Source organism: Microbulbifer maximicatervae (SeqCode), from assembly GCF_052468155.1.
In genome coordinates, this window is record NZ_CP174335.1 from 3,598,198 (window position 1) to 3,620,275 (window position 22,078).

General features: G+C 44.8%; 18 protein-coding genes. 13 read left to right on the forward strand and 5 right to left on the reverse strand.

The features are described 5' to 3' along the window. The first annotated feature begins 78 nt into the window (after positions 1 to 78). Together ACJJIY_RS15385 and ACJJIY_RS15390 are read left to right on the forward strand one after the other, a co-directional pair. Entirely contained in the window at positions 79 to 576 is a 498-nt protein-coding gene (locus ACJJIY_RS15385; protein ID WP_444959492.1) for a hypothetical protein, read from the forward strand. Between the two features lie 797 nt (positions 577 to 1,373). Further along, positions 1,374 to 2,624, forward strand: coding sequence for an anthrax toxin-like adenylyl cyclase domain-containing protein (locus ACJJIY_RS15390; protein WP_444959493.1), 1,251 nt, complete (start codon positions 1,374 to 1,376; stop codon positions 2,622 to 2,624). A gap of 49 nt (positions 2,625 to 2,673) precedes the next feature. Here ACJJIY_RS15390 and ACJJIY_RS15395 read toward each other — a convergent pair whose 3' ends face one another. Then, on the reverse strand, positions 2,674 to 3,093 hold the full coding sequence (locus tag ACJJIY_RS15395; RefSeq protein WP_413662163.1) for a TraR/DksA family transcriptional regulator: 420 nt from the start codon (positions 3,091 to 3,093) through the stop codon (positions 2,674 to 2,676). Positions 3,094 to 3,217: 124 nt separating this feature from the next. On the opposite strand from ACJJIY_RS15395, the gene ACJJIY_RS15400 reads away from it, so the two are divergent. Genes ACJJIY_RS15400 through ACJJIY_RS15415 form a run of 4 tightly spaced genes read left to right on the forward strand, consistent with a single transcriptional unit; the run spans position 3,218 to position 5,610 of the window. After that, the gene (locus ACJJIY_RS15400; protein ID WP_444959494.1) at positions 3,218 to 3,580 is read left to right on the forward strand and encodes a MerC family mercury resistance protein; all 363 of its coding nucleotides are present in this window, start codon (positions 3,218 to 3,220) and stop codon (positions 3,578 to 3,580) included. Between the two features lie 9 nt (positions 3,581 to 3,589). Then, positions 3,590 to 4,099 carry a ZrgA family zinc uptake protein gene (locus ACJJIY_RS15405; RefSeq protein WP_444959495.1) on the forward strand — a complete coding sequence of 170 codons (510 nt, stop codon included), beginning with the start codon at positions 3,590 to 3,592 and terminating at the stop codon, positions 4,097 to 4,099. A 3-nt stretch (positions 4,100 to 4,102) separates the two neighbouring features. Continuing rightward, a complete protein-coding gene (locus tag ACJJIY_RS15410) occupies positions 4,103 to 4,570 on the forward strand; it encodes a Fur family transcriptional regulator (RefSeq protein WP_282933007.1) in 468 nt (155 codons plus the stop codon). Beyond that, positions 4,570 to 5,610, forward strand: a complete 1,041-nt coding sequence (locus ACJJIY_RS15415) for a CobW family GTP-binding protein (RefSeq protein ID WP_445358245.1) — start codon at positions 4,570 to 4,572, stop codon at positions 5,608 to 5,610. The genes ACJJIY_RS15410 and ACJJIY_RS15415 overlap by 1 nt, the downstream gene beginning before the upstream one ends. Before the next feature lie 241 nt (positions 5,611 to 5,851). Here the strand turns inward: ACJJIY_RS15415 and ACJJIY_RS15420 are convergent, their stop codons facing one another. Beyond that, complete coding sequence (locus ACJJIY_RS15420; protein WP_445358246.1) at positions 5,852 to 6,808, reverse strand: leucine-rich repeat domain-containing protein; 957 nt, start codon at positions 6,806 to 6,808, stop codon at positions 5,852 to 5,854. Positions 6,809 to 7,967: 1,159 nt separating this feature from the next. Here ACJJIY_RS15420 and ACJJIY_RS15425 point away from each other — a divergent pair. Continuing rightward, positions 7,968 to 10,193, forward strand: a complete 2,226-nt coding sequence (locus tag ACJJIY_RS15425) for a S46 family peptidase (RefSeq protein WP_445358247.1) — start codon at positions 7,968 to 7,970, stop codon at positions 10,191 to 10,193. 128 nt (positions 10,194 to 10,321) lie between these two features. Here the strand turns inward: ACJJIY_RS15425 and ACJJIY_RS15430 are convergent, their stop codons facing one another. Beyond that, on the reverse strand, positions 10,322 to 11,305 hold the full coding sequence (locus ACJJIY_RS15430; protein ID WP_445358248.1) for a right-handed parallel beta-helix repeat-containing protein: 984 nt from the start codon (positions 11,303 to 11,305) through the stop codon (positions 10,322 to 10,324). Positions 11,306 to 11,771: 466 nt separating this feature from the next. On the opposite strand from ACJJIY_RS15430, the gene ACJJIY_RS15435 reads away from it, so the two are divergent. Together ACJJIY_RS15435 and ACJJIY_RS15440 are read left to right on the forward strand one after the other, a co-directional pair. Next, positions 11,772 to 13,076, forward strand: coding sequence for a S8/S53 family peptidase (locus ACJJIY_RS15435; protein WP_445358249.1), 1,305 nt, complete (start codon positions 11,772 to 11,774; stop codon positions 13,074 to 13,076). Between the two features lie 120 nt (positions 13,077 to 13,196). After that, positions 13,197 to 13,718, forward strand: a complete 522-nt coding sequence (locus ACJJIY_RS15440) for a DUF4166 domain-containing protein (protein ID WP_445358250.1) — start codon at positions 13,197 to 13,199, stop codon at positions 13,716 to 13,718. A 68-nt stretch (positions 13,719 to 13,786) separates the two neighbouring features. Here ACJJIY_RS15440 and biuH read toward each other — a convergent pair whose 3' ends face one another. Continuing rightward, on the reverse strand, positions 13,787 to 14,509 hold the full coding sequence (gene biuH, locus ACJJIY_RS15445; RefSeq protein WP_445358251.1) for a biuret amidohydrolase: 723 nt from the start codon (positions 14,507 to 14,509) through the stop codon (positions 13,787 to 13,789). Between the two features lie 602 nt (positions 14,510 to 15,111). Between biuH and ACJJIY_RS15450 the strand changes: the two genes are divergently transcribed. From ACJJIY_RS15450 to ACJJIY_RS15460, 3 genes are all read left to right on the forward strand, one after another. Further along, entirely contained in the window at positions 15,112 to 16,014 is a 903-nt protein-coding gene (locus ACJJIY_RS15450; RefSeq protein WP_444897472.1) for a prohibitin family protein, read from the forward strand. Between the two features lie 290 nt (positions 16,015 to 16,304). Continuing rightward, positions 16,305 to 17,096 carry a penicillin-binding transpeptidase domain-containing protein gene (locus ACJJIY_RS15455; protein ID WP_445358252.1) on the forward strand — a complete coding sequence of 264 codons (792 nt, stop codon included), beginning with the start codon at positions 16,305 to 16,307 and terminating at the stop codon, positions 17,094 to 17,096. Between the two features lie 117 nt (positions 17,097 to 17,213). Continuing rightward, positions 17,214 to 18,041, forward strand: a complete 828-nt coding sequence (locus tag ACJJIY_RS15460) for a DUF2059 domain-containing protein (RefSeq protein WP_445358253.1) — start codon at positions 17,214 to 17,216, stop codon at positions 18,039 to 18,041. A gap of 193 nt (positions 18,042 to 18,234) precedes the next feature. Here ACJJIY_RS15460 and ACJJIY_RS15465 read toward each other — a convergent pair whose 3' ends face one another. Further along, positions 18,235 to 20,124 carry a potassium transporter Kup gene (locus ACJJIY_RS15465; protein ID WP_445358254.1) on the reverse strand — a complete coding sequence of 630 codons (1,890 nt, stop codon included), beginning with the start codon at positions 20,122 to 20,124 and terminating at the stop codon, positions 18,235 to 18,237. 304 nt (positions 20,125 to 20,428) lie between these two features. Here ACJJIY_RS15465 and ACJJIY_RS15470 point away from each other — a divergent pair, with 304 nt between their 5' ends. Continuing rightward, the gene (locus ACJJIY_RS15470; RefSeq protein ID WP_413662143.1) at positions 20,429 to 22,069 is read left to right on the forward strand and encodes an acetolactate synthase large subunit; all 1,641 of its coding nucleotides are present in this window, start codon (positions 20,429 to 20,431) and stop codon (positions 22,067 to 22,069) included. The last annotated feature ends 9 nt before the right edge of the window (positions 22,070 to 22,078 follow it).

Consider the following 22,078-nt stretch of genomic DNA (forward strand, 5'->3'; position numbering starts at 1 on the left):
ATCAGCAGGAAGACTCATTCTTAGCGTATTATTTTGTAGATCAATTATCGAAATTGAATTTACTGGCTAGGTATTTTTATGGTGATATTTGTTTTTATTCTCTTTGTCGGAGGGCTGCTTGCCGTCCCATATTTGGTGATTAAACTAACTATACTTGAACAGGATGAAAGTAGTCAGTGGTCAACCTTCTGGAGGCTGGCTTCAGCAGATTATTATACAATGCAAAATGTTGCAGCTATCCCAGGCACTGGTTTGTTATGTTATATATCGTTTTATCGAGGGGTATCGACAGGAAGCTTTGAGTTTATAGTAATTGCTTTTGGTTTGGCGATTCTCATGTTGTTTTTAATTGAAGATCTTCTGAGACGAGATTATCTCCAATTTCATATTAAAAATTTAAAGCTGTTATCGATAAGTGTCATTTCTTTAATATTGATTGCTATAGAGTTGTCAATGGCAGCCACTACATTTATTGGAGCCATCGCTATACTTTTGGTGTCAGTTAGATGTGTAAAGCAACAAGTACTAAGCAATAGAGATAAAACAGAATCTGGAACTTTAGACGGTGACAGGTAGTCGGCAATGTAATTAGTACAGTCTGATATATCTCAATTTCTTAGTGTGCAAGATCTAGTGGGGCCAGGTGCGTTTAATGAAGTAAAGCCCAATGATTCCTCTTGTGTATATCAGACTCTGTTCTGACTCGGATAGGTAGATTAATTGCGCTCCTTCAAGGAAAGATCTTGGAGGCTAGCTAGGGGTCTTTTTTCTTTAGGTTATAATTCGTGATCCAATGCGGCCTCCCTTTTCTAATCTGGTAAATTCTCTGCCTGTTAAGAATATATCCATTTACAGGATATCTTATACGTCTAGTAGTGATGCTTCAGTTGTATAAACCAGCCCCTCTCAATTTAAAAGGCCAAAATCTAAAAAAATATGCCCAAAACCTAAAGGCCGCGCTGCGGACTGCGTGTAGGCTTAAGTTTTAGAGCAAACTGGAAATCCTTTGGATGCTTTAGGTGATACGATCCACGGACTTTGGTATTTCTGTAGCCTTTCCTTTGCGTATGAATTTGGGGTAGGGCATTTTTCAAGCCAAGCTTCCTAAGAATTTGGCTTTATTAATTGGATTCAAAAGACTAATTCAGTTTGTGTTCACAGATACAGGCCTATAAATAAGTCAGGGTTAAGGGCGATGGGCAAGATCTTTACCTTGGCGTGTTTGATAATAGTAATTGGACTAGTGCTTATTTTTAGAGGCACAAAATATAGATTTAGTAGTTTTACATTCATCGTAATAAATTTCTATAAATAGCATTTATTTAGCTAATCGAAATTTATATGTAGGCTGCCCCGAAACAGGAATTTAATACATGGACCTTATATTTAACAATGCTGCATTGCGTCAAAACCTTATAGGCTGCCCGGCTTCTCATGCAGACGCATTTAAAACCACCGCAGCATCTCACCGTTGCGTTATCATCGTTCGCGCAACAGGGCCAACATGTACCCAATTACTTGAGCAGGGATATGACACAAAGGGCTTTAGGATTCATGGGAAGTCATGTGATTGGGGGCCGATGGCAGGCTTTGTCTTACGAGACCCCCGGTTAAATAAACACGGGATGAGAAAAGCGGCCTATAACCGTGATCAACATCGAGAAGCCTTTACTGATCTACAGTCTGGCGCAGGTTGGACTGCATCAACAACACCGCTTCGCTTACATCAGGAAAGGGTTGATTGGCTTATTCGGAGCGGAAAGATCAATGTTACAAGAAAAACTCAAGATCGTTACGAAGGTGTAGCTAACCACCTCAGTGGCATTACTTTTCATTATTCTCTTATCAGGGTTAACACATGCTTGGGAGACATGTGGGGTGTCTATGTTGATAAGGAAAAAAGTAGGCAGTCAGGCTTTATTCAGGAGCGTGGCAACATTGTTGTCCAGTATGACACTAAGTATAAGGACATGTATGAGCCACTACTGGCAATGACCAACCCCGTGGAGCATCGTCATTTTCGAAATGAGCACCCCCTTAATGCTATTACTGGAGATTATGATCTGTTTGCTATCTGGCCATTTAAGCGGGGCGCAAAGAAGTTTGATCGATATGGAGATGACCGCCGTATTCTCGGCACTGCTCAAGCTTGGTCGCAGCGCCAGCATATCGAAACCCAATTAGAGAGAAATTTCACTACCCAAAGGCAAGGCACCAAGCTGGGAAATATAACTAATCGGATTTATGAGGTAAGCCAGACACTCAATTCCACTATTGGTGGCATTCGCAACCCGAGAGCTGGAGCTGGGCATTGGGGGCCATTCCCCAGAAGAAATGTACTATGGCACAGTGATGAAGCCGCACGCCCATATGTGAACGACATAGATTTACCCCTTATTGCATTTACTCCTGCTCGCAGTGAAGTGGTTATTCAAACTTTGCAGGCTTTCAGAGAGCTTATAGCAATGTGCAGAATAAATGGTGTCAATGTCACTCTGGCAGAGGGCTGGGCAATGAACCCTACCAATAATAAGCCAGACCGATTGGGACAAGGCTACGGAAGGTTTGTACCTCGCGACTGGCACTTTGGTCAGTGGATCGTCCCACCTTGGTACAATGCGTAACTATCGGGCTGTATGAAAGAAATATTAGTGGTCTCTTAGACGGCGACCCTTATCTTCGCTTACTGTAGTTACGCTCCAGTATTTCTTGGCGAGCTTTCTCTTCAAAGGAAAGCTCTGCGGTGGGTCTTATCAATAGTCGCTGCAGCCCGATAGGGTCACCGCTGATTTCGCAGTAACCGTAGCTGCCATCTTTTATTTTCTCCAGAGCCCGCTGGATCTTTCTCAACAGCAGGTTCTTTCGACCGGTAAAGCGCAGATGTTGCTGGTTTTCTTGCTCTGCAGTTGCCCGATCCAGGTCATCAGCTAGGGCAAGTTTCGTGGTAGCAATAGCCTGTTGCCCGTGTGCAAGCTCGGCCAGCAGGTCATTTCTCAATTCCATCAGAAGCTGTTTGAAGAAGAGTAATTGCTTTTCGTTCATATAGTCTGATGCAGGCATCCCTAGCAGTTCTTGTTCACTGATTTTTGGCATTCCATGAATCCCCTGTTGCATAGCTCGTGTTGACTTGAAATATTAAATTTATGATATAACATATCATCAAGTTGATTGAAGTGTATGTGGTTGTCTTGGGTTCTCGTAGATTAAAAGGATTGTTGTGAGAGATACTTTAGGAATTTTGGCTTCTGGGCTTTGCTTGCTGCACTGTCTTTTGACTCCTTTGTTACCGCTATTGGGAGGTTTGGGGATATTGGGTGCTTTACAAGAGGACCAGTTTCTCCACTTGCTGTTGCTTGTACCTGTGGTAATTCTGACCTTGGCCAGCTTCCCAGCCTCTTGCCGGCGCCATCAGCGCTACGCGGTAATGATTGTTGGTTTCTCCGGGGCATTGCTGTTGGTTGGTGCGCTATATATCGAGGGGGTATGGGAGCTAGTTGCCAGTGTTCTTGGTGCAGGCTTATTGATTGTTGCCCACTGGGTAAACCTGCGCTTGATTTATCGGGATGCTTTAGTCGAGTAGGTGAGGGTTATGAAACTTGCAGGAGCATTGTTTGTTGCGTTGTTTTGGGCCGGCCCGGTCGCTGGGGAAATGGGAAGTCATGTTCACGGTAAGGCGATGATGTACCTGGTGGCCGAAGCAGACAAAATCATCATCGAGCTGGAGTCACCCACAGTTGATCTAGTGGGATTTGAGCATGCGCCACGTAGCGATGCCCAAAAGCAGCGGTTAGAGCAGGTTGCTCACGAGCTATCCAAGCCAGATCATTTTCTTGAGTTTGTCGGTGCCCAGTGCAATCCCTTAAGTGTGGAAGTTAAGGCGCCATATAGCGCAGAAGTTACCAGTGACAACTCAGTGCACAGTGGTTTCCGTGCTAGTTACCAATTCAAGTGTGATAATCTGGCACAGTTCAACAGTGTCATTGTTACCCTGTTTGAGAGGTTTCCCGGTATTCATGGGATTGCAGTGCAATGGATCAGCTCCGGTCGTCAGGGGGCTGAACTGCTCACTGGTAAAGACAACAAATTGCAAATGAAATAGGCTATGAAAGCATCCCAAATCAAACAGACCCTGAGTGTGGCGGAACAAACCTGTCGCAGTTCAGGTGCCCGCCTGACTGAAAAGCGTAAGAACGTTCTTACCGTGTTGTTGCGGTCAAAAACTCCGCTCTCTGCCTATGAAATAGCGGAGCATTACAATGGTGACTTTGGCGACTCAATTCCCGCCATGTCAGTCTATCGAATGCTGGATTTTCTGGCAGCAGAGAACCTGGTTCACAAACTTAATTCAGAAAACAAGTACCTGGCCTGTGCTCATATTGCCTGTGACCACAGCCACCAGACCCCACAGTTTTTAATCTGCAATCGCTGCAGCAAAGTGCGGGAAATTGGCATTAGGCCTGAAGTCATTGATGCATTGCGGGATACGGTTGAAAGTGCTGGATATCATCTCCAGACATCCCAATTGGAGCTGGATTGTGTTTGTGATGAGTGCAGCCGGGATGCAGCCTAGTGGCAGCTAGTCAGTTAATACGCGGGGTACCTGCCAACGTTATCACTGGTTTTTTGGGCGTCGGCAAGACAACGGCTATCCGGCATCTCCTGGAAAGTAAGCCCGCTGATGAGCGCTGGGCTGTTCTGGTCAATGAGTTTGGAGAAGTGGGCGTTGATGGCGTACTTTTTGAACCAGAACAGGAAGGCAATATTTATATTCGAGAGGTACCTGGCGGCTGTATGTGCTGTGCTGCTGGTTTGCCGATGCAGGTCGCTTTAAACCAGTTATTGGCTAAGGCCAGGCCCCATCGATTAATAATTGAGCCGACGGGCCTGGGGCACCCTAGAGAGGTGCTGGCGGCTTTGTCTGATGCAGTGCGCGGCGGTGTGTTGGACCTTCGCGGTACGCTAACTTTGGTCGATGCTGGCTGTATTGAAGATAATCGCTACTTACGTAGTGAGACTTTTCGGCAGCAATTAGAAGTTGCTGATCTGGTAGTGGCTAATAAGTCTGATCTCTACGGCCCCGAAGACTTGCAAAACCTTCAGCGATTTCTCTCGTTCTTAGGTGAGGGCGCTGAAAAACCGCTGCAAGTGGTGGAGCAGGGGCGTATCGAATTGGATTGGCTCCAACTGCCCTGCAGTTTTCAGGTCTCGTCAGGGAGTGACCACCACCACCCAGTAACTCAGGCGGCAGACGAGGTTGAGCTATTGCCGGAGTGTGGCTATCTCCGCTCAGAGAATAGCGGAGAGGGATACTACAGCTGTGGCTGGCGTTTTAGCCCTGAATTTATATTTGATTATGATGCGCTCTTTTCACTATTCAGTGGCACTGACGCTGAGAGAATCAAGGGGGTATTTATTACCGAGCAAGGTGTATTTGGATTTAATAAGGCTGACAAAGTGCTTACAGTTTTAGAGCTGGATGACACATTGGAAAGCCGGGTAGAGGCGATTAACCAAGCGCGTCTGGATTGGGATGCAATGGAGAGCTCCTGGATCGCTGCCCTGGCGGATAACCAGGGTACCGAAACAAAAGTGTTTTACGAATCCAAATAGCTATATGGCCAGGTATTCAAATCTGGCCTGGCTTAATAGAAATTCTTGCAAAGATCTGCTCATTTTTTCTTAACTCTGCTCTACTCAGTACATAAGTAACAAGGCTGTTCTAATGATTGGTTGCTCTAATATCATTGGGAGTTTCCTCTACCAGTCTTAAAGGTTGGTATAAAAACAACCAAACTGAATTGTTCATATTAACAACAGTTTGGACATTCTCAGAAAATGATATTTTAAAAACTTAATGTGAATGTCTTCCAATAAATTCCTGAACCTCCTCCAATCCTCGGATAGTTTCCCAGTTAAGATTTAGATCTGTAACAGGGATACTGTCAGTTCCATCATACTCCTCTTTAGAGAGGTAATCGCCTATAGAAAGTTCACGCAGATTGGGCAATAAAGATAATGCAGAATAGTTTTTTACGAACGTTCCTTCTAAAGATAAACACCACAGATCTTTCATTTCTCCAAGCGCAGATATTTCGCTTACCTCTGTTCGGGCCAGGTTAAGATTAGCTAAATTCCGGTTGTTGACTAAAATGGAGCAATCATCAAAATAGGTATTCCGCAACCCAAGCATTATCAATGAGCTTAGGGATCTCAGTGGTGTAAAATCTTTAACTGGGCAATCGGAGATGTCTAGGCGTTGAAGTCTATTTTTTCCAGAAAGTGAGTCGATCGCGGTAAAGCTGCAATGATCAGCTCTTAGCCACTCAAGCATGTTTAACTTTGTCAGGGAAGATAAGTCCGTGATTTGTGTTTGATCAACTTGAAGTTCCTTGAGTTCAGTAAGATTCTCAATGGGCTTCAAATCTTTAATGGGGCTACGAGATAGACAAAGGATCTCTAATTGTTTGCAGTTCGCTATTGGTGTTAAGTCCTTTATATCAGTATCATTCAGGTATAGTTTCTTAATTTTTTTAAACTCACTCAGTTCTGATATTAATGTTTGATCAATGTGAAGCTCCTCAAGCTCAGTAAGGCTTTCGATGGGCTTCAAATATTTTACCGGGCAACGGGAAAGGGAAAGAACTCTTAACTGTTTACAGTTTGCTAACGGTGTAAGGTCTTCCACCAGAGTATCCTCTAGGTACAGTTCTTTAACCTTCCTAAATTCACTTAACGGTGACAGATCAGTAAGATTTTCTCTCCCTGAGAGATCGATAACTTCTTCGTCTAGAATAGGTGTTGCTGGCATAATAGAGTTTCCAGGGATTTTCAAGTAATATAATTTATTAATAGCTCTATCTGAATTCTTACAGCAACGGATATGCTTGGCAAGAGCAAAGGAGGCTAGTAGATTGTGTGCTGATTTACTTCTGCACAAACAAACCAGCGGCCTAGGGAAACTCGTACCAGTAAGCAGCCCTGAAAGGGCAAGACCAGATAGAAGCGGTCAATTGATATAGCCAACTTTCTTGAGCCAACTTTCTTGAGCCAACTTTCTTGAACCAACTTTCTTGAACTCCGGTTTAAAATTCAGGCGTATACTGTTTGCTACATATGACATCCTGCTTTATAGCCTTACCATCTTAGCGATGTGTCTGAAAGATTTAGATCACTATATCTGCAAAAAATTTTGACTTATCTGTAGATATTGCCCGACGAGAATATGTAAAGTTACCGCAGACGGTCCGTTCTTGATTGGAGTCAGCTGAGTTCTCTTCACTTGTGCAATGCGTTGCTCAAGGTATCTTTCTGTAGAGTAATTAAACTCAAGTTATTCTTCCGTTAGATAACTTCAACTAATGAAAATTATTTCCCGAGGTTCTAGCTGTCCTGCTTCCTGCTATTGAAGACGGGCCAATACCTGTATTCCTTGATCGTACAGTTCACTTCTCCGGTGTTGAAATGATGTGATGCATCACTTTGCTGATTAGTCTAGTAAGATAGCCTCCAGGTAGTTGGAGATAATCAAGCTTGAATCCAGAACCCACACAGAAATCTCAGTGGTTGTAGGGCGTTAAGTGAAGTTTATTGGTCAGTGCATGCCGGAACCGGAAGTGGCTTGCTCAAAGATTTTTTGAGGGCAAAACAGCTTGTCGCAAATTTCCTTCTTGTTGTCGCCATAATTTAGATTCGCCCGGACTTTACGACATTAAAATGATATTTTGTATCAATTACGTATCTATGGCTTGCCCCATTTGAGTGTATAAGCCAGTGAAGTAATATCGATGAAATACTGGTTTTAACCAAGAGCACAGTTTCGTGTCGGCCTACCGTCCTGGCGGGTATGTTACTCTGTCAGTCTGCCGCACTTATAGGTGAATTTTCGGTGTGGATGTCGCAAAAGACAGGTTGGAGTTGGGGTACATCCAAAACTAATCCGTTATTTTTTTAAATATTGCTGAGTAAATATGAAAATAAATAATTCTATTGTTTACGGGGTTGCAACTGCTGCACTACTCGCTGGAGCCAGTTACTCCAGCCTTGCTGCAGAGAAAGAAAGTGTTTCGACCGAGGGGATGTGGCAGCCTCACCAGTTGCCTGAATTGTCCAAGGAGCTTCGCAGTCATGGCCTCGAGCTGGACCCAGCCAGCATGACCAAGCTTACTGAATTCCCTATGAATGCGGTGATTAGCCTGGGGGGGTGTTCCGCTTCCTTTGTCTCTCCCACGGGATTGGTGATTACCAACCACCACTGCGCCTACGGTTCAATTTCATACAATTCAACTGAATCCAAGGATTTACTGGCTGAAGGTTTCCTGGCCGGAGATTTGTCTGAAGAGCTGCCTGCTGCACCGGGCTCCCGCGTCTACGTCACCGTTGCAATGAACGAAGTAACGGACAAGGTTAACGAACGCCTGACAGATGAGATGGATGGTGCTGCACGTTTTGCCGCAATCGAAGAAGCGGAGAAGGCGCTGGTTTCCGAGTGTGAAAAAGATCCGGGCCATCGCTGTGAGGTCTATAGCTACTACGGCGGTTTGAATTACTACCTGGTTAAGCAGCTGGAAATCCGCGATGTGCGTTTGGTTCATGCGCCGGCGTCTTCGATTGGCAAATTCGGCGGCGATATCGATAACTGGATGTGGCCTCGCCATACCGGCGATTACGCTTTCTACCGCGCCTATGTTGGCAAAGATGGTAAACCGGCTGATTATTCCAAAGATAATGTCCCTTACGAGCCCAAGCACTACCTGCCCGTAGCGGCAAAAGGCCCTAAGGAAGGCGATTTTGTGATGGTTGCCGGTTACCCTGGCCGCACTAATCGCTATCGCACCGCCCAGGAAGTGGAAAGTAACTTTAATTGGTATTACCCAAACATGCAGCGGGTATTGGGTGAGTGGTCAGAAACGATTGGTGCGGCTACCGCCGACAATAAAGATGCAGAGTTAAAGTATGCAAGCCTCGTGGCAGGTTTGAATAATTACTCTAAAAACTTTACCGGCATGATGGAGGGTTACCAGCGCAGTGATCTATTGCAGCGTAAAGAAAAGCTGGAAAAAGATTTGCAAGCTTGGGTGGATTCAGACAAGGCCCGCGAGAAAAAATACCAGTCGACGATCGATGATCTCGAGGCGCTGGTTGTAGAAAAAGAATCAACCCGTGAACAGGACCTGGCCATCGATTATATGGATCGTTCAGCCATGCTGGGTGCTGCGAGCAAACTGTATCGATTGGCTAAAGAGAACGAAAAACCGGATGCTGAGCGCAAGCCGGGTTATCAGGAACGGGATCTAACCCGATTCAAAGAGGGCATGCGTCGTATAGAGCGCAGCTATCACCCATCAGTCGACAAGCAGATCTGGCTTTACTTCCTGGACCGTTATCAGGCGCTCCCGAAGGAGCAGCGTATAGCCAGCTTTGATCGTTACTTGAATATCGGCAAAGGCAATACTGACCTAGAGGCAACTCTCGACAAAATGTATAAGGAAACAGAGCTTTCCGATGTCGAGGTACGTGAAGCGTGGATCGGTAAAAAGCCTGAAGACTTCAAAGAGAGCAAGGATCCGTTTATCCAGCTGGCAGTGGCCATGTACGATGATATGCTTGCCCGTGAAGAGCATGAGAAATCCATGAAAGGGCGTTTCGCCCAATTGCGCCCACAGTATATGGAGATGCTGATAGATTATTACCACTCCCTAGGTAAGCCGGTCTACCCGGATGCAAATAGCTCTCTTCGCGTGACTTATGGCCTGGTTAAAGGCTATGAGCCACCAGCTGGAACAATTAAAGAGGCAGCAGATGGTAATGACGGTAAACAAGGCTTTGTACCTTTTACAACATTGCGTGGTATTAAGGCAAAGTATACCGGCGAGGACCCCTTTGATGCTCCCAAGGCTTTGATGGAAGCGATCGATAAGAAGAACTATGGCCGCTACTATGAAAAGCAGCTGGATTCAGTACCGGTTAATTTCCTAAGTACCGTAGATATTACGGGCGGTAACTCAGGATCTCCGACAATGAATGGTCGCGGCGAGCTGGTGGGAGTCGTATTTGACGGAACATACGATAGCATCAATGCTGATTGGGACTTCACCGATAGCACCCGGGCGATTCATGTCGATATCGCTTATATTCTCTGGGTAATGGAGAATATTGACGGGGCCGGATACTTGGTTCGGGAGATGGGCCAGTAGGTTAGGGAAGGCGGCTTTCTAAATATCCTATACCCCATGAATAGCGTACCAGTCTAAAGATCTCACCATGGATGAACGGTGCTTGGTCCACTCATCCATGGTGTATGAAATTCGGTCAAGCGATGTTTCTAAGGAAGGAAACGCAAGCAGTCGGGGTTCGAGGTGTTTGCCTGATTGTTTCCCCAGTTATTCTGTAAACCTACACAGAGAGGGTCGGCAAAGGGGTCGTTTAGGTCAAATTCGCTATTATTTAGCGCGGTATTATCTCGAATGGTATTACCTTCTGTGCCAGAGTTATCAATAGAAATTCCATTTGACTCATTGTTATTCGCAGTATTTAGCTGAAGTATATTATTAGTTCCCGCGTCATCAATTTCCAGGCCTTCATCTCCATTGAAGCTAGATATGTTTTGAATTACCAACGCATCGCTTGTTTCAATTAGTATCCCATCATCATCATTTTCCTCTGAAGTATTGAGAACAATGGTTCCATTTAGACCTTCCAAGTCTATACCGTCGTCATCACTTCCAGTAATATAGTTCTGTGCTACATAAACAAAGTCCCCTTCGATCTGAATTCCTTCCTGGCCAGCACCGATAATCCTATTTAGTGAAACGTTAGTGAAATCGCCATTTACTTCAATTCCATCTCCTCCAGATCTAGTAGGATCCCCATTTATTACACTAGACTGTATAATGTTATTATCGCTATCACTGCGAATGCCTTCATGCTCGAAATATTCACTAACTTCGGTATCGTACACAATGTGAGAGCCTGTACCACCCAATAAAATTCCACCAGGGCAGTTGTCTACCTTTCCTCCGAAAACTTGATTTCCTGACCCCTCTACGAATATTGCAAATTCTTCAATGGCCCCTAGTTCATTGCCTGTGCAGGTGATCCCCCCCTCTCCTGTCATCCTTAATCTTCCTGCTGGATCAGTAACAATTAATGCATATGGGTTTTCTTGACTTAATTCACACTCGAGATTTTCAGCAAGGGTAACGGCTGTATCAATAGTGTCGTAACAATCTATCGCAAGCGCTTGGTGGGTAGGTAAAGATACAATGGTAAAAAATGCGATAGGTAAAGATAGGTTGTTAGTTATCATAACTGGTTCCCTGTTTAGCATTTGTGAAGTTAAGTTTTATTTTTGGTTAACCTTGGCCAAGTTTTGGTTGAAGTTTGCTGATACTTATAGTGGATTATTTTCTTTTTTTTTTGAAATAAAAGTTTTTAAGTGTCAAATATTTTTTTATTATTATCGGCTATTTGAATGAGCATCCTATGGCATTCCCCTTCTTTAATAGAGGAGAGATGTGCTTGGTTGTTTTCTATTTGGATTGTCACAATTTTGTTTGCTCTCTTGTGATTAGAGGGGGTCTGTCAAATTTAGTCTTCTTGAATAGGTAAAAAATTTTACTGATCTGCTGTGTTAATTGCTTTTTGCTATATTTCATGATCCCATTTGTTTGTAGTACATGGAGTTCTTCTGAGTGTTATTTTCAATAACATTTGCTATGAAGGCTTACTTACAAGAAATACTTAATAGATATCAAGATAACAAGGAAATAGTTTTGAATAGGATAATACTAACAATCTTAATGTTGCTGGGTAGCCTCAATATATTTGCTTCAACCCCAGATATTGAGCAGGCCAGAGATTCCTTAGAGATTGTGAAAGAATTAACCCCCTGGCCTTGGGAAGAGCCGGTAACTCCAATTATTGAAGAGTATCTGGCAGCTGATTTTGATCAATATTCGGGAATGGCAAAATCCCACTACATGGTTGAAGAATTACTGATGCACAAGTGGGGCCAGTCAATCACAGAATTTATTGTATTAGCTGAGCTTCTATACACGTTTCAGCCAGAAGATTACCAGGAGCAATATAGGCCGGAATTTGATGCCGCTATTGCCGACCTGAATCTCTTCAGGTTGGCAATTAATGAGTTACTGCTTCCCCATGTACCCGGTTATAAACTGAAACAGCAAATTTTGACTAGACGCTTTGATGGCGAGGGTATGGTAATTGCTGTCTTTGATTTGTTTGATCCGACACGCTTACAAGAGCAGCGCGAACAGTATCCCAATATTGAAGCAGAAGTTGCATTTGGTGATCCCATTACTTTCCTTCATGGTAACACCGTAATTGATATCATTTTGGATATTGCTCCGAAGGCGACTATTGTACCCGTTAGTGCCGAGAGCAAAACTTATAATGATGCAATGGCCTATATGCGGTATCGAGATGACATTAGTGTGATCAATATGAGCCGTGCATTTCATATCACCAATGACCAACTCGACCCAGAGTTTGCAGAGCATCTTTCCGCTATTTTACAAAGTAAGATTTTTACCAAGTCACTGGGGAATACAGGTACAGATCTTGAGCATAACAACACCGATGTGAGAGAGCGCTTGGAGCTACCACCACTCGGCAGCTTCTTTACCTATGACCTGGATTTAATCAGGGCATTCCTTGCTCAGAACGAAGGGCAGGCCGGTGCTGAGAATTTGTTTTTTGCAATCAACCTCCAACCATTCTCAAATGAGATCTCACTTACGGCGACGGTTCCGGGTTACAACCCCTTGGCTATTAAGCAGAGCTTTGCTATTGCCGGCGATGCAGTATATTCAGCTTCCAGTCAAAACTTTGAGTCTGGTAGCTCTTTTGCCGCTCCTCAACTAGCGGCTGTCAGCCTATTGCTCCTTGAAATGGCAGACTACTACGGCCTTAGCAGGGTAGAAGCTGCTCAACTAGTGAGCAAGTCATTGAAAGATAATGCTCGCCGCAGTTGGCTAGGTGATCACAACACCGGGCTTGGGTTCGTTGACGCTCATCGGGCTATGAGCACTATTCTGAGAGCGAATAGAAAATAAGCTTGATTTAGTCATCGAGTTGACTGAGAGTGCGCTGGCAGGTTGAATATTTACAGCCTGCCAGCTACCTGTATAGATGGTACTGTGGGTAAAGGACGTGAATAGGAATAGGAGTGAATATTGAACATACTTTCTGCTCATATGGGGTCCTCATTCAATGAATTATCTCCACTGTTGCAATTTGCACACACTGGGGTGAAGAGGTATGAGGGTTCTGTTGTCGTCAAGCGAGGTGGAGTTATTGCGAATACTATTTGTTCAATATTTCGATTTCCGAAGGCGAGCTCAAGTTCGCAGTTAGTTGTTGATTGTGGGCACTTTTCCGATCGGATGGATTGGGTGAGAGATTTCGATGGGTTCAAGATGAGTTCATCATTTTATTCAGAAAAAAATTACCTGGTGGAAAGGCTCGTCCCTTTGGAAATGCAGTTTACCGCTCATAATGTCGACGGAGCACTTGAATATCAGTTTTCGAAAACGAAGCTATTAGGTATACCTTTGCCAAAGTTTCTTTGGCCCAAAGTCAAGGCTTATGAAACAGAGAGTGAAGGGCAGTATCAGTTCAGTGTCAGTGTGCACATGTTTTTAGTGGGGTTCATTTTATCATATGCTGGCGATCTGAGAATTACGGAGCCCGCTTGATTTAAAATTCTATTAGGGAAGAGCGATCTCAGTAACAAGCTCTTTCCCAACTACAATATATTTTTTACTTACTTAGTATTAGAGGCTTCCGCTAGTCCCTTCAGAAGTTTATGGCTATCTGTATGAGCGCCAAAGACACCTCCCTGCATAGTAATCATCTTGAGAGCCGACTCATGGTTGCCGACGTCGGTAGCCCCAGTGCAGTCTGATAGAAGCAGGCACTCGAATCCTCGATCATTTGCTTCCCTCATGGTGGTGTGTACGCAGACGTCGGTTGTAACGCCCACGAGAATCAAGTTATCGATCCCTTTAAGCTTGAGTATGAGCCCGAAGTCTGTAGAAAAGAAGGTACCTTTGCCAGGCTTATCAATAATGACCTCGCCAGCTTTGGGCGCTAGTTCAGGGATCACGTCCCAACCAGGTTCCCCTCTGACTAAAATACGTCCACATGGTCCCGGGTCGCCGATACCGGCAGCAATTTGTCGCGAGCGCCAGCGTTTGTTTGGAGGGAGGTCAGAAAGGTCGGGGCGATGCCCCTCCCGGGTGTACATAATGTGGTAGTTTTCTGCCCGCATCGCATTCAATACTTGCTGGATGGGTTCGATGGGCTTGCGCATTGCCTCCAGATCATATCCCATCTTGTCGACATAGCCGCCGGGGCTGCAAAAGTCCACCTGCATATCAATAACCACGAGAGCGGTGTTTTCTGGCCTGAGATCCCCATTATATGGCCACTTGTATGGGTTGGCCTCGACAGGGCCATTTTTGTCCGATGAATCTGAAGTGCTCATTGTCAAGGCCTCTACTTATTGATAGAGAAAGTGATTGCTAATGGATAATAGCGTTGATTGAGAGCTTGATTGAATGGCAAGGCTTTATCGGGCGCACAATTCTTGCTTAGGTGAGGCGTAGCTGGATTTGCATAAGTAATAAGTGCTCATCTGGTAGTGGGTTTAGGCGTATCTCTCCTATATCTTTTATTCATGAAAGGCCAAAAATATTTTGACATATATTTTTGTGTATACGTGTCTCTTCAGGTATTTGATCAAATTTAAAAGGCGGTTTTTATTCGTATATCTAGCATTTGAAATTGCGAATGCGATTTTATTGTGCGCTAAATATCTACAAACAAGATCGCGGTTGGATAGTTGAAGCTTACTTCTATATTACGGTTCAAAGAGTTCGCTCCACTGATATGTGGAAGTGAAGCGTCATACTTTTTTTATTGAAAAATTATCTATATCATCCTGCGGGTCATTTTGAGTGAATTTTAGTGGGGCTTATTTGGTACTCCCTTCTGGTTTAGAAATGTAGGGATTAAAGAATATCCGCTTATGTATTCATCTTTGAAGTTAAGAACCGTTTTTGGATGTAAGTAGTTAAAGGAAAGTTTGTGGAAAATCTTAAGAAGGGAATTTTCGCTGGTGTTGCATTACTGATTATTCCTATCGCCATGGGGACTGTTTTCACGGTTGACGAGGGGCACGTAGGAATTGTAAAGCGATTTGGTAAGGCAATCTCACAGGTTGATCCTGGAATTCATACGAAAGTCCCATTTATGGACAATGTGGTCGAAATCGAAGTAAGAACCCGGAAAAATGTTGAGACGATGAATGCCGCCACTGCAGAACAAATGCCGTTAAAAGCAGTGACTGCGGTGAACTGGACGGTAACTCGCAGTGCAGCCATTGATTTGTATAAGCAATATGGCGGTTTGGAACAATTTGAACAGCGGATTCTCGATCCCAGGCTGAGAAGCGCCAGTAAAGCTGGTTTGGCTGAATTCAAGGCAGAGCAGATTATCCAGAACCGGAATGCAGCAATTCGACGTATTGAGGAACTCTTGGAGGAGGAAACCAAGGGGTTGCCTATGGAATTGGGAGATGTACAGATTGAGAGCATCAGCTTGCCTCCCAAGTACATCCAATCTATTGAAACTAAGCAGACAGAGTTGAACCTGGCGGCTGCGGAAAAGCATAAATTGGAACGTCAAAAACTGGAAGCGCAACGTGAGGTGAATACTGCTAATGCGCGCCGTGATGCCACCAAAGCTAAAGCAGATGGTGAAGCCCATAAGATTCGTGTAGAGGCCGAGGCGGAAGCTTTTGCGATTCTGGAGAAAGGGGAAGCGGAAGCCGCAGCGATTAAAGCAAAAGCTGATGCGATTGCCAGAAACCATACCTTGGTTGAATATATCCGCGCGCAGCAATGGAATGGTCAAATGCCTTCAACCATTATGGGTGGCGATCAGCCAATTCTGTGGGATATGGGGAATAACTCAGACCGCAGAAATTAAGATGGCCCAAAGCTAGATTTTTGCTCGCTTTTTACACAAAAGGTTTGGCGTTTATCAATAGGAAACGCCAAGCCTAGTTTGTTCAGTTGGCAATATTTCCTAAATTCTAAATGATGGTACAGTTATTACTTAATAAGGACTGTTTGTTAGTCTCTTAGTTACTTGACTTGCCAAGTAACTCCTCCCAATATCCGAAAGGTACTTTTCGGTGTGCTAATTACCCAGTTTATCCGGATTAAATTTATTGATGTTCCTCGGGTATTACGCACTCTAAATCAAGGAGATTCCGGTTGAAACACTTTATATGGTTTATCACTGCTGCAATATTGGTTTTTGGTGTCAGCAACTCGGTGATTGCAGAAGATGGGGGCTCATGTAGCAAGTTATGTACTTTTGTGCTCAAGAATAGTCGGACCTCAGAATATACGGTAATTAATAGGGAGAGGGCAGCCAGGCAGTTCACACCATTCTCTACTTTTAAGGTCCCCAATACCCTTATTGCACTTGACTTGGGTTTAGTTGAGAACCTGTTACAAGAGCTAACCTATAATCATGACAAATACCCGGCTAAAGCGTGGTGGCCTACAATCTGGTCAGAAAGACCTTTGACAATTCGCGAAGCATTTCAAAATTCAGCGGTTCCGATCTATCAGCAATTAGCAACGGAGATTGGCGCTAAGAGAATGAATCAGTATTTGGCAGGTTTTAATTATGGTAATCGGGATGCTTCGTCTGGTATTGATACCTTCTGGCTCAATGAGAGTATCAAAATATCCGCGTTGGAGCAGGTAGACTTCCTGGAGCGTTTATTTACTGGTCAACTACCTGTATCGCAGTCAGCTATAGATAAATTTAAAGAAGTGATGCTGGTAGAGGAGACTGATACCTATAAGTTATATGCAAAAACAGGAGGAGGGCCAATAGCCAAAAATAAGGCTTTAGGCTGGTATATTGGAATTGTAGAGTCCAATAACAATATTCATTATTTTGCGATTAACATAGATGGCAGCAGTTTTCGGGAAGTACAAAAGAAAAGAATTGAAATTGCCAGAAAGAAACTATCTGAGGTGGGGGTTATTTAGGCTCTTTATAGCAAAGCTGTAGTACGTCTGTTTTGCAAATGGTTATGGCTTTTTGATTGATTGTTGTGAGTCAATCGGCATAATGGCGAACAAATTCACTTTCATATGGGGCTTCCTATGGGAACTCAAGCTGTAAAAGTTATATTTGCTTTATTCATCAGCACCTTTTGCTCATTATGCCTGGCTGCCGATAAAGTAGCCAATTTGGATAAGCTTCTGCTTGTATCGGGTTTCACCAAGCAGGTTGAGGGGTTTCCTGAGCTAGTAAAATCTGGATTTGCGGAAGGCGTACAGCAGGGTGCACCAATTCCTCAGGATAAACTGCAAAAGATTCTTGAAAGTGCAGATAATACAATTTTGCCGTCCATCATTATGGATGAAGTGCGCTCGTCACTGAGTACTTCTTTGACCGATAAAGATGTTGAGGTCTTATTGGCTTGGTATGAGTCAGATATCGGTAAGAAAATTACTAAGGCTGAAGAGGAAGGAAGCTCTGAAGAGGCATTCCAGAATTTGATGGCTAATGCACAGCAGTTGATGGCTGACACAAAGCGCGTTGAAATGGCAACTCGTATTGATCAGCTTGTTGGTGCTACCGATATGGCGATGGAGATGCAGGCCTCTACGGGTATAGCTGTCTATTCCGCAGTGATGGCAGTGATGGCTCCCGGCCAAGAGATCAATTTAGATGCTTATAAGGCACAAATGGAAGCAATGAAGCCCCAGATGCGTCAAAATGTTGAGCAATTTGTAACTCTCTCTTTCGTGCAAACTTATCAAGGCTTTGACGATGCAAGCTTAGCGAAATATGAGGAGTTCTTGAGCCAGCCAGAAGCTAAAAAATTCAATTCCTCTTCAATGGCAGGGCTTAATAAAGCTTTAACACAAGTAATCGGCCGTTGGTCCGGTGATATGGCTTCTATACTTAAAAACGAAGCGAACTGATTATGGGATAGAGAGCTCCTGAATATCTTTGTGCTTCTTAATTTGATATTTAGGGGTTTCTTGACCTGTCGCCTGTTTCCATATTATCTGTAAAGGAAGCAGGCGGTATGACCATCACGCTTTAACCCCTCCACTCTATCCCCTAAAGTGAGTCTCACAGCCTCGTCAATTATTGATAAATTAACTTGTCAATTCAAATCATTATATTCTCTTGCACTTCTACAGTCCGATTAGCTGGAATACGATAATAGTCTATAGTACTACTTGAATTCCTTACCATGGCGGCAAAGATCCGCTCTCGCCAATTTGCCATTTTGCTATAACCGCCTTTAACAGGAAATATGTTATATCGGCAGGTAAAGAAAGAAGACTTACTTGGATCTATATCCAAAAGGTGCATTTTGTTAAGTTTATTTATGGCTCCTTCGACATCTGGGCGTTCCATATATCCATAACGTAAGATTAGCCTGAAACATCCCTCTCTAATCTTGCTAATGATTGCTCGGTTCTTTGGGAGTACTTTTGGTGTGTTGGCCGACGTAACGGTTAGGAAAAGGTTCTTTTCGTGAAGGACACTGTTATGTTTCAAATTGTATATCAGGGCATGAGGTACAAAGAGTTGATTGGTTCCCACAAATATTGCAGTTCCAGGTACTCGTAATGGGGGATTATCAAAAAGTGAGTTTAAATAGGGTTCCAATTTATAATTCTTGCCCTGCAAGTAACAATTTATGGCTTTTTTTCCATCTCTCCAAGTAATCATCAGCATCGCAATAAAGGCGGCTAAACTTATTGAGAACCACCCCCCGTGGCCTATCTTTGCCAGGTTTGAAGTAACAAAGGCAAAATCAATAAAAGCAAAGAATGAGCCGACAGCCAGGCAAATTATCAGATTGTATTTGAGGTAGTGGCGATACACGATTGCTGCAATACAGGAGGTAATCAACATTGCGCCACTTACTGACACACCATAAGCACTAGCCAGGTGGACTGAGCTTCCAAATAGAATTGCCACCAGTATTACCGCTGTCATTAATAGGTAATTGACACCGGGCATATACACTTGCCCCGCGAGTGCTGATGACGTGTGGCGGATGGCGAAACGGGGCATCAGGCCAAGTTGGATCCCCTGTTTTGTCAGGGAGAAGGTCCCCGAGATACAGGCCTGTGAAGCAATGCAGGTTGCTACAGTTGCAAGAATAATCATTGGGTAGAGCGACCAGTCCGGGTACATCCGGTAAAAGGGGTTGTCTACCGCAGAGGTGTCACTAATAAGTAGAGCGCCCTGTCCCATATAGTTCAACACGAGGGCGGGGAACACTAAACCTATCCAGGCAATTCTTATAGGCATGCGTCCAAAATGCCCCATGTCGGTATATAGAGCCTCTCCTCCGGTAAACACCAGTAACACTGCACCTAATATCCAGAATGAAGCCATGCCATGGTTAGTGAGGAAACTCACAGCATGCAGGGGATTAATGGAGTGGAGGATAACAGGGTTCTGGAGCACCCAGTAAAGGCCCGCAAGCAGCAAAATTAAGAACCAGATGGCGGTAATCGGGCCGAACAGTTTCCCTACGGTTTCGGTGCCGAAGCGCTGTACAAAAAACAATCCAAAGAGTATGCCGATAGAAATTGGCAGGATAAACGGTTTTAGAGTCTTATTGACTATCTCCAGTCCCTCGACTGCGGAGAGTACGGAGATGGCTGGTGTGATAACGGCATCACCAAAAAATAGTGCCGCCCCACAGATTCCGCCGCCGATAATGAGCTTTCTTAATAATTCTCGCCCTTTTGTCGCTTCCAGGGCCAGTGTCATCAGCGCCATGATCCCACCTTCCCCTCGGTTGTCCAGGCGCATTACCAATAAGACGTACTTAATAGTGACAATGAGGGTAAGTGCCCAGAAGACAGCAGAGACCCCACCAATAATGGTCTCGGTGTTATGGGGAATTCCAAACCGGGGGTGGAAAATTAGTTTAAAGGCGTAGAGTGGGCTGGTACCGATATCACCAAATACAACCCCGAGAGCGGCAAGTGATAGAACCCAGTGTTTTCTTGCGCCTTCTGAGCGAGATTCCATTTGCAACTCTTATCATCCGGTGTCATACAAAGGCAGTGATTTAATACTTATCAGGGAGTTTGCTGTCATCAATTGGATGGTGGGTATCAGCGCGCAAGAAATTAATTTTCCCTGAGACTGATCTTAGCAATACATTGCTAAGGCACCATGTGAGCTACTGTGCAGGGTGCAAACTTACGAGCCGATAAAGTGAGATGTAAGAGAGGTATCCGTGTAATTGAGCAATCGTGTCAGGCAGTTATAAAAACAGCTCTTTTGGCGGAGATCTTATTGTTAGTAAGGCGGGACTACAGGAGCCTCCCCAATGAAAGCATCGGACCTTTTTATTCGTGCCCTAGAGAAAGAGGGCGTTGAGTATATCTTCGCGATTCCTGGTGAGGAAAACCTGGATATGTTGGAGTCTTTGCGGGGCTCAAAGATAAAACTAATTGTCACGCGCCATGAGCAGGGTGCCGGTTTTATGGCTGCTACCTATGGTCGGCTTACGGGCAAGCCAGGTGTCTGCATGTCTACTTTAGGTCCGGGGGCCACGAATCTGGTGACTGCCGCAGCTTATGCCCAGCTCGGTGGAATGCCGATGGTGATGGTCACTGGTCAAAAACCTATCAAAAGTTCCAAGCAAGGCCAGTTTCAGATTATTGATATTGTTGACATGATGCGTCCGCTGACCAAGTTCACCAAGACCATTGTGGGGGGCGACTATGTGCCTGCTCATGTCCGTGAAGCCTTCCGGCAATCGGAAGAGGAGCGGCCGGGGGCAACCCACTTGGAATTTCCTGAAGATATTGCCCGTGAACACTCCACCATGCCGGTTTTGGAACCCAGCTATAACCGCAGGCCAATTGCCGAAGAGAAGGCGGTGCGCAAAGCCGCAGAAGCGATTGAGGCATCCCGTAAACCTCTGCTGTTGGTGGGAGCAGGCGCAAACCGTAAATTAACCGCCAAAATGTTGCGCAAGTTTGTCGACAAATTGGGTATTCCGGTGGTCACAACTCAGATGGGAAAGGGAGTAATTGATGAATCGGGCCCACACTTTATTGGCAATACCGCGCTATCGGATGGGGATTTTGTTCACCGGGCCATTGAGCAGGCCGACCTGATTATCAATGTGGGTCATGATGTTGTAGAAAAACCCCCTTTCTTTATGCGTCCCGGTGGCCCGGAAGTTGTACATATCAACTTCAATTCAGCGCAGGTGGATCCGGTCTACTTCCCGCAGATAGAGGTGGTTGGCGATATTGCCAACAGCTTGTGGCAGCTGGACCAGCACTTGGAACCCCAGGATCACTGGAGCTTTACCGATGCGCACCGTATCCGTGCCGCGCTTCAAAAGCATATCCAGGAGGGCTCAAATACCACCACTTTCCCAATTCGTCCGCAACGACTGGTAAAGGATCTCCGCGAAGTGATGCCGGAGAAGGGCATTATTGCGCTTGATAATGGCATGTTCAAAATCTGGTTCGCGCGGAATTATCCTGCTTTAGCCCCGAATACCGTGCTGCTCGACAATGCACTGGCAACGATGGGGGCGGGCTTGCCTTCGGCAATGGCTGCCAAGTTGGTGTGTCCAGACCGCCGTGTGGTCGCAATTTGTGGAGATGGGGGCTTTATGATGAACTCCCAGGAGATTGAAACGGCAGTTCGATTAAAGCTTGACCTTATCGTACTTATTTTGCGCGATGATGCCTACGGAATGATCAAGTGGAAGCAGGCCATGATGGAGTTTGACAACTTTGGTCTGGATTTTGGTAATCCTGATTTTGTCGACTATGCAAAATCCTATGGTGCTCATGGCCACAGAATAACGGCCACGGATGAGTTTAAGCCGATGATAGAAAAATGTTGCAGGGCGGGTGGGGTCCATCTCGTGGATGTGCCCGTGGATTACAGCCACAACGACCGTATCCTGAATCATGAAATTAGGGAGCTTTCAAGCAAGTTATGAACTTTCACT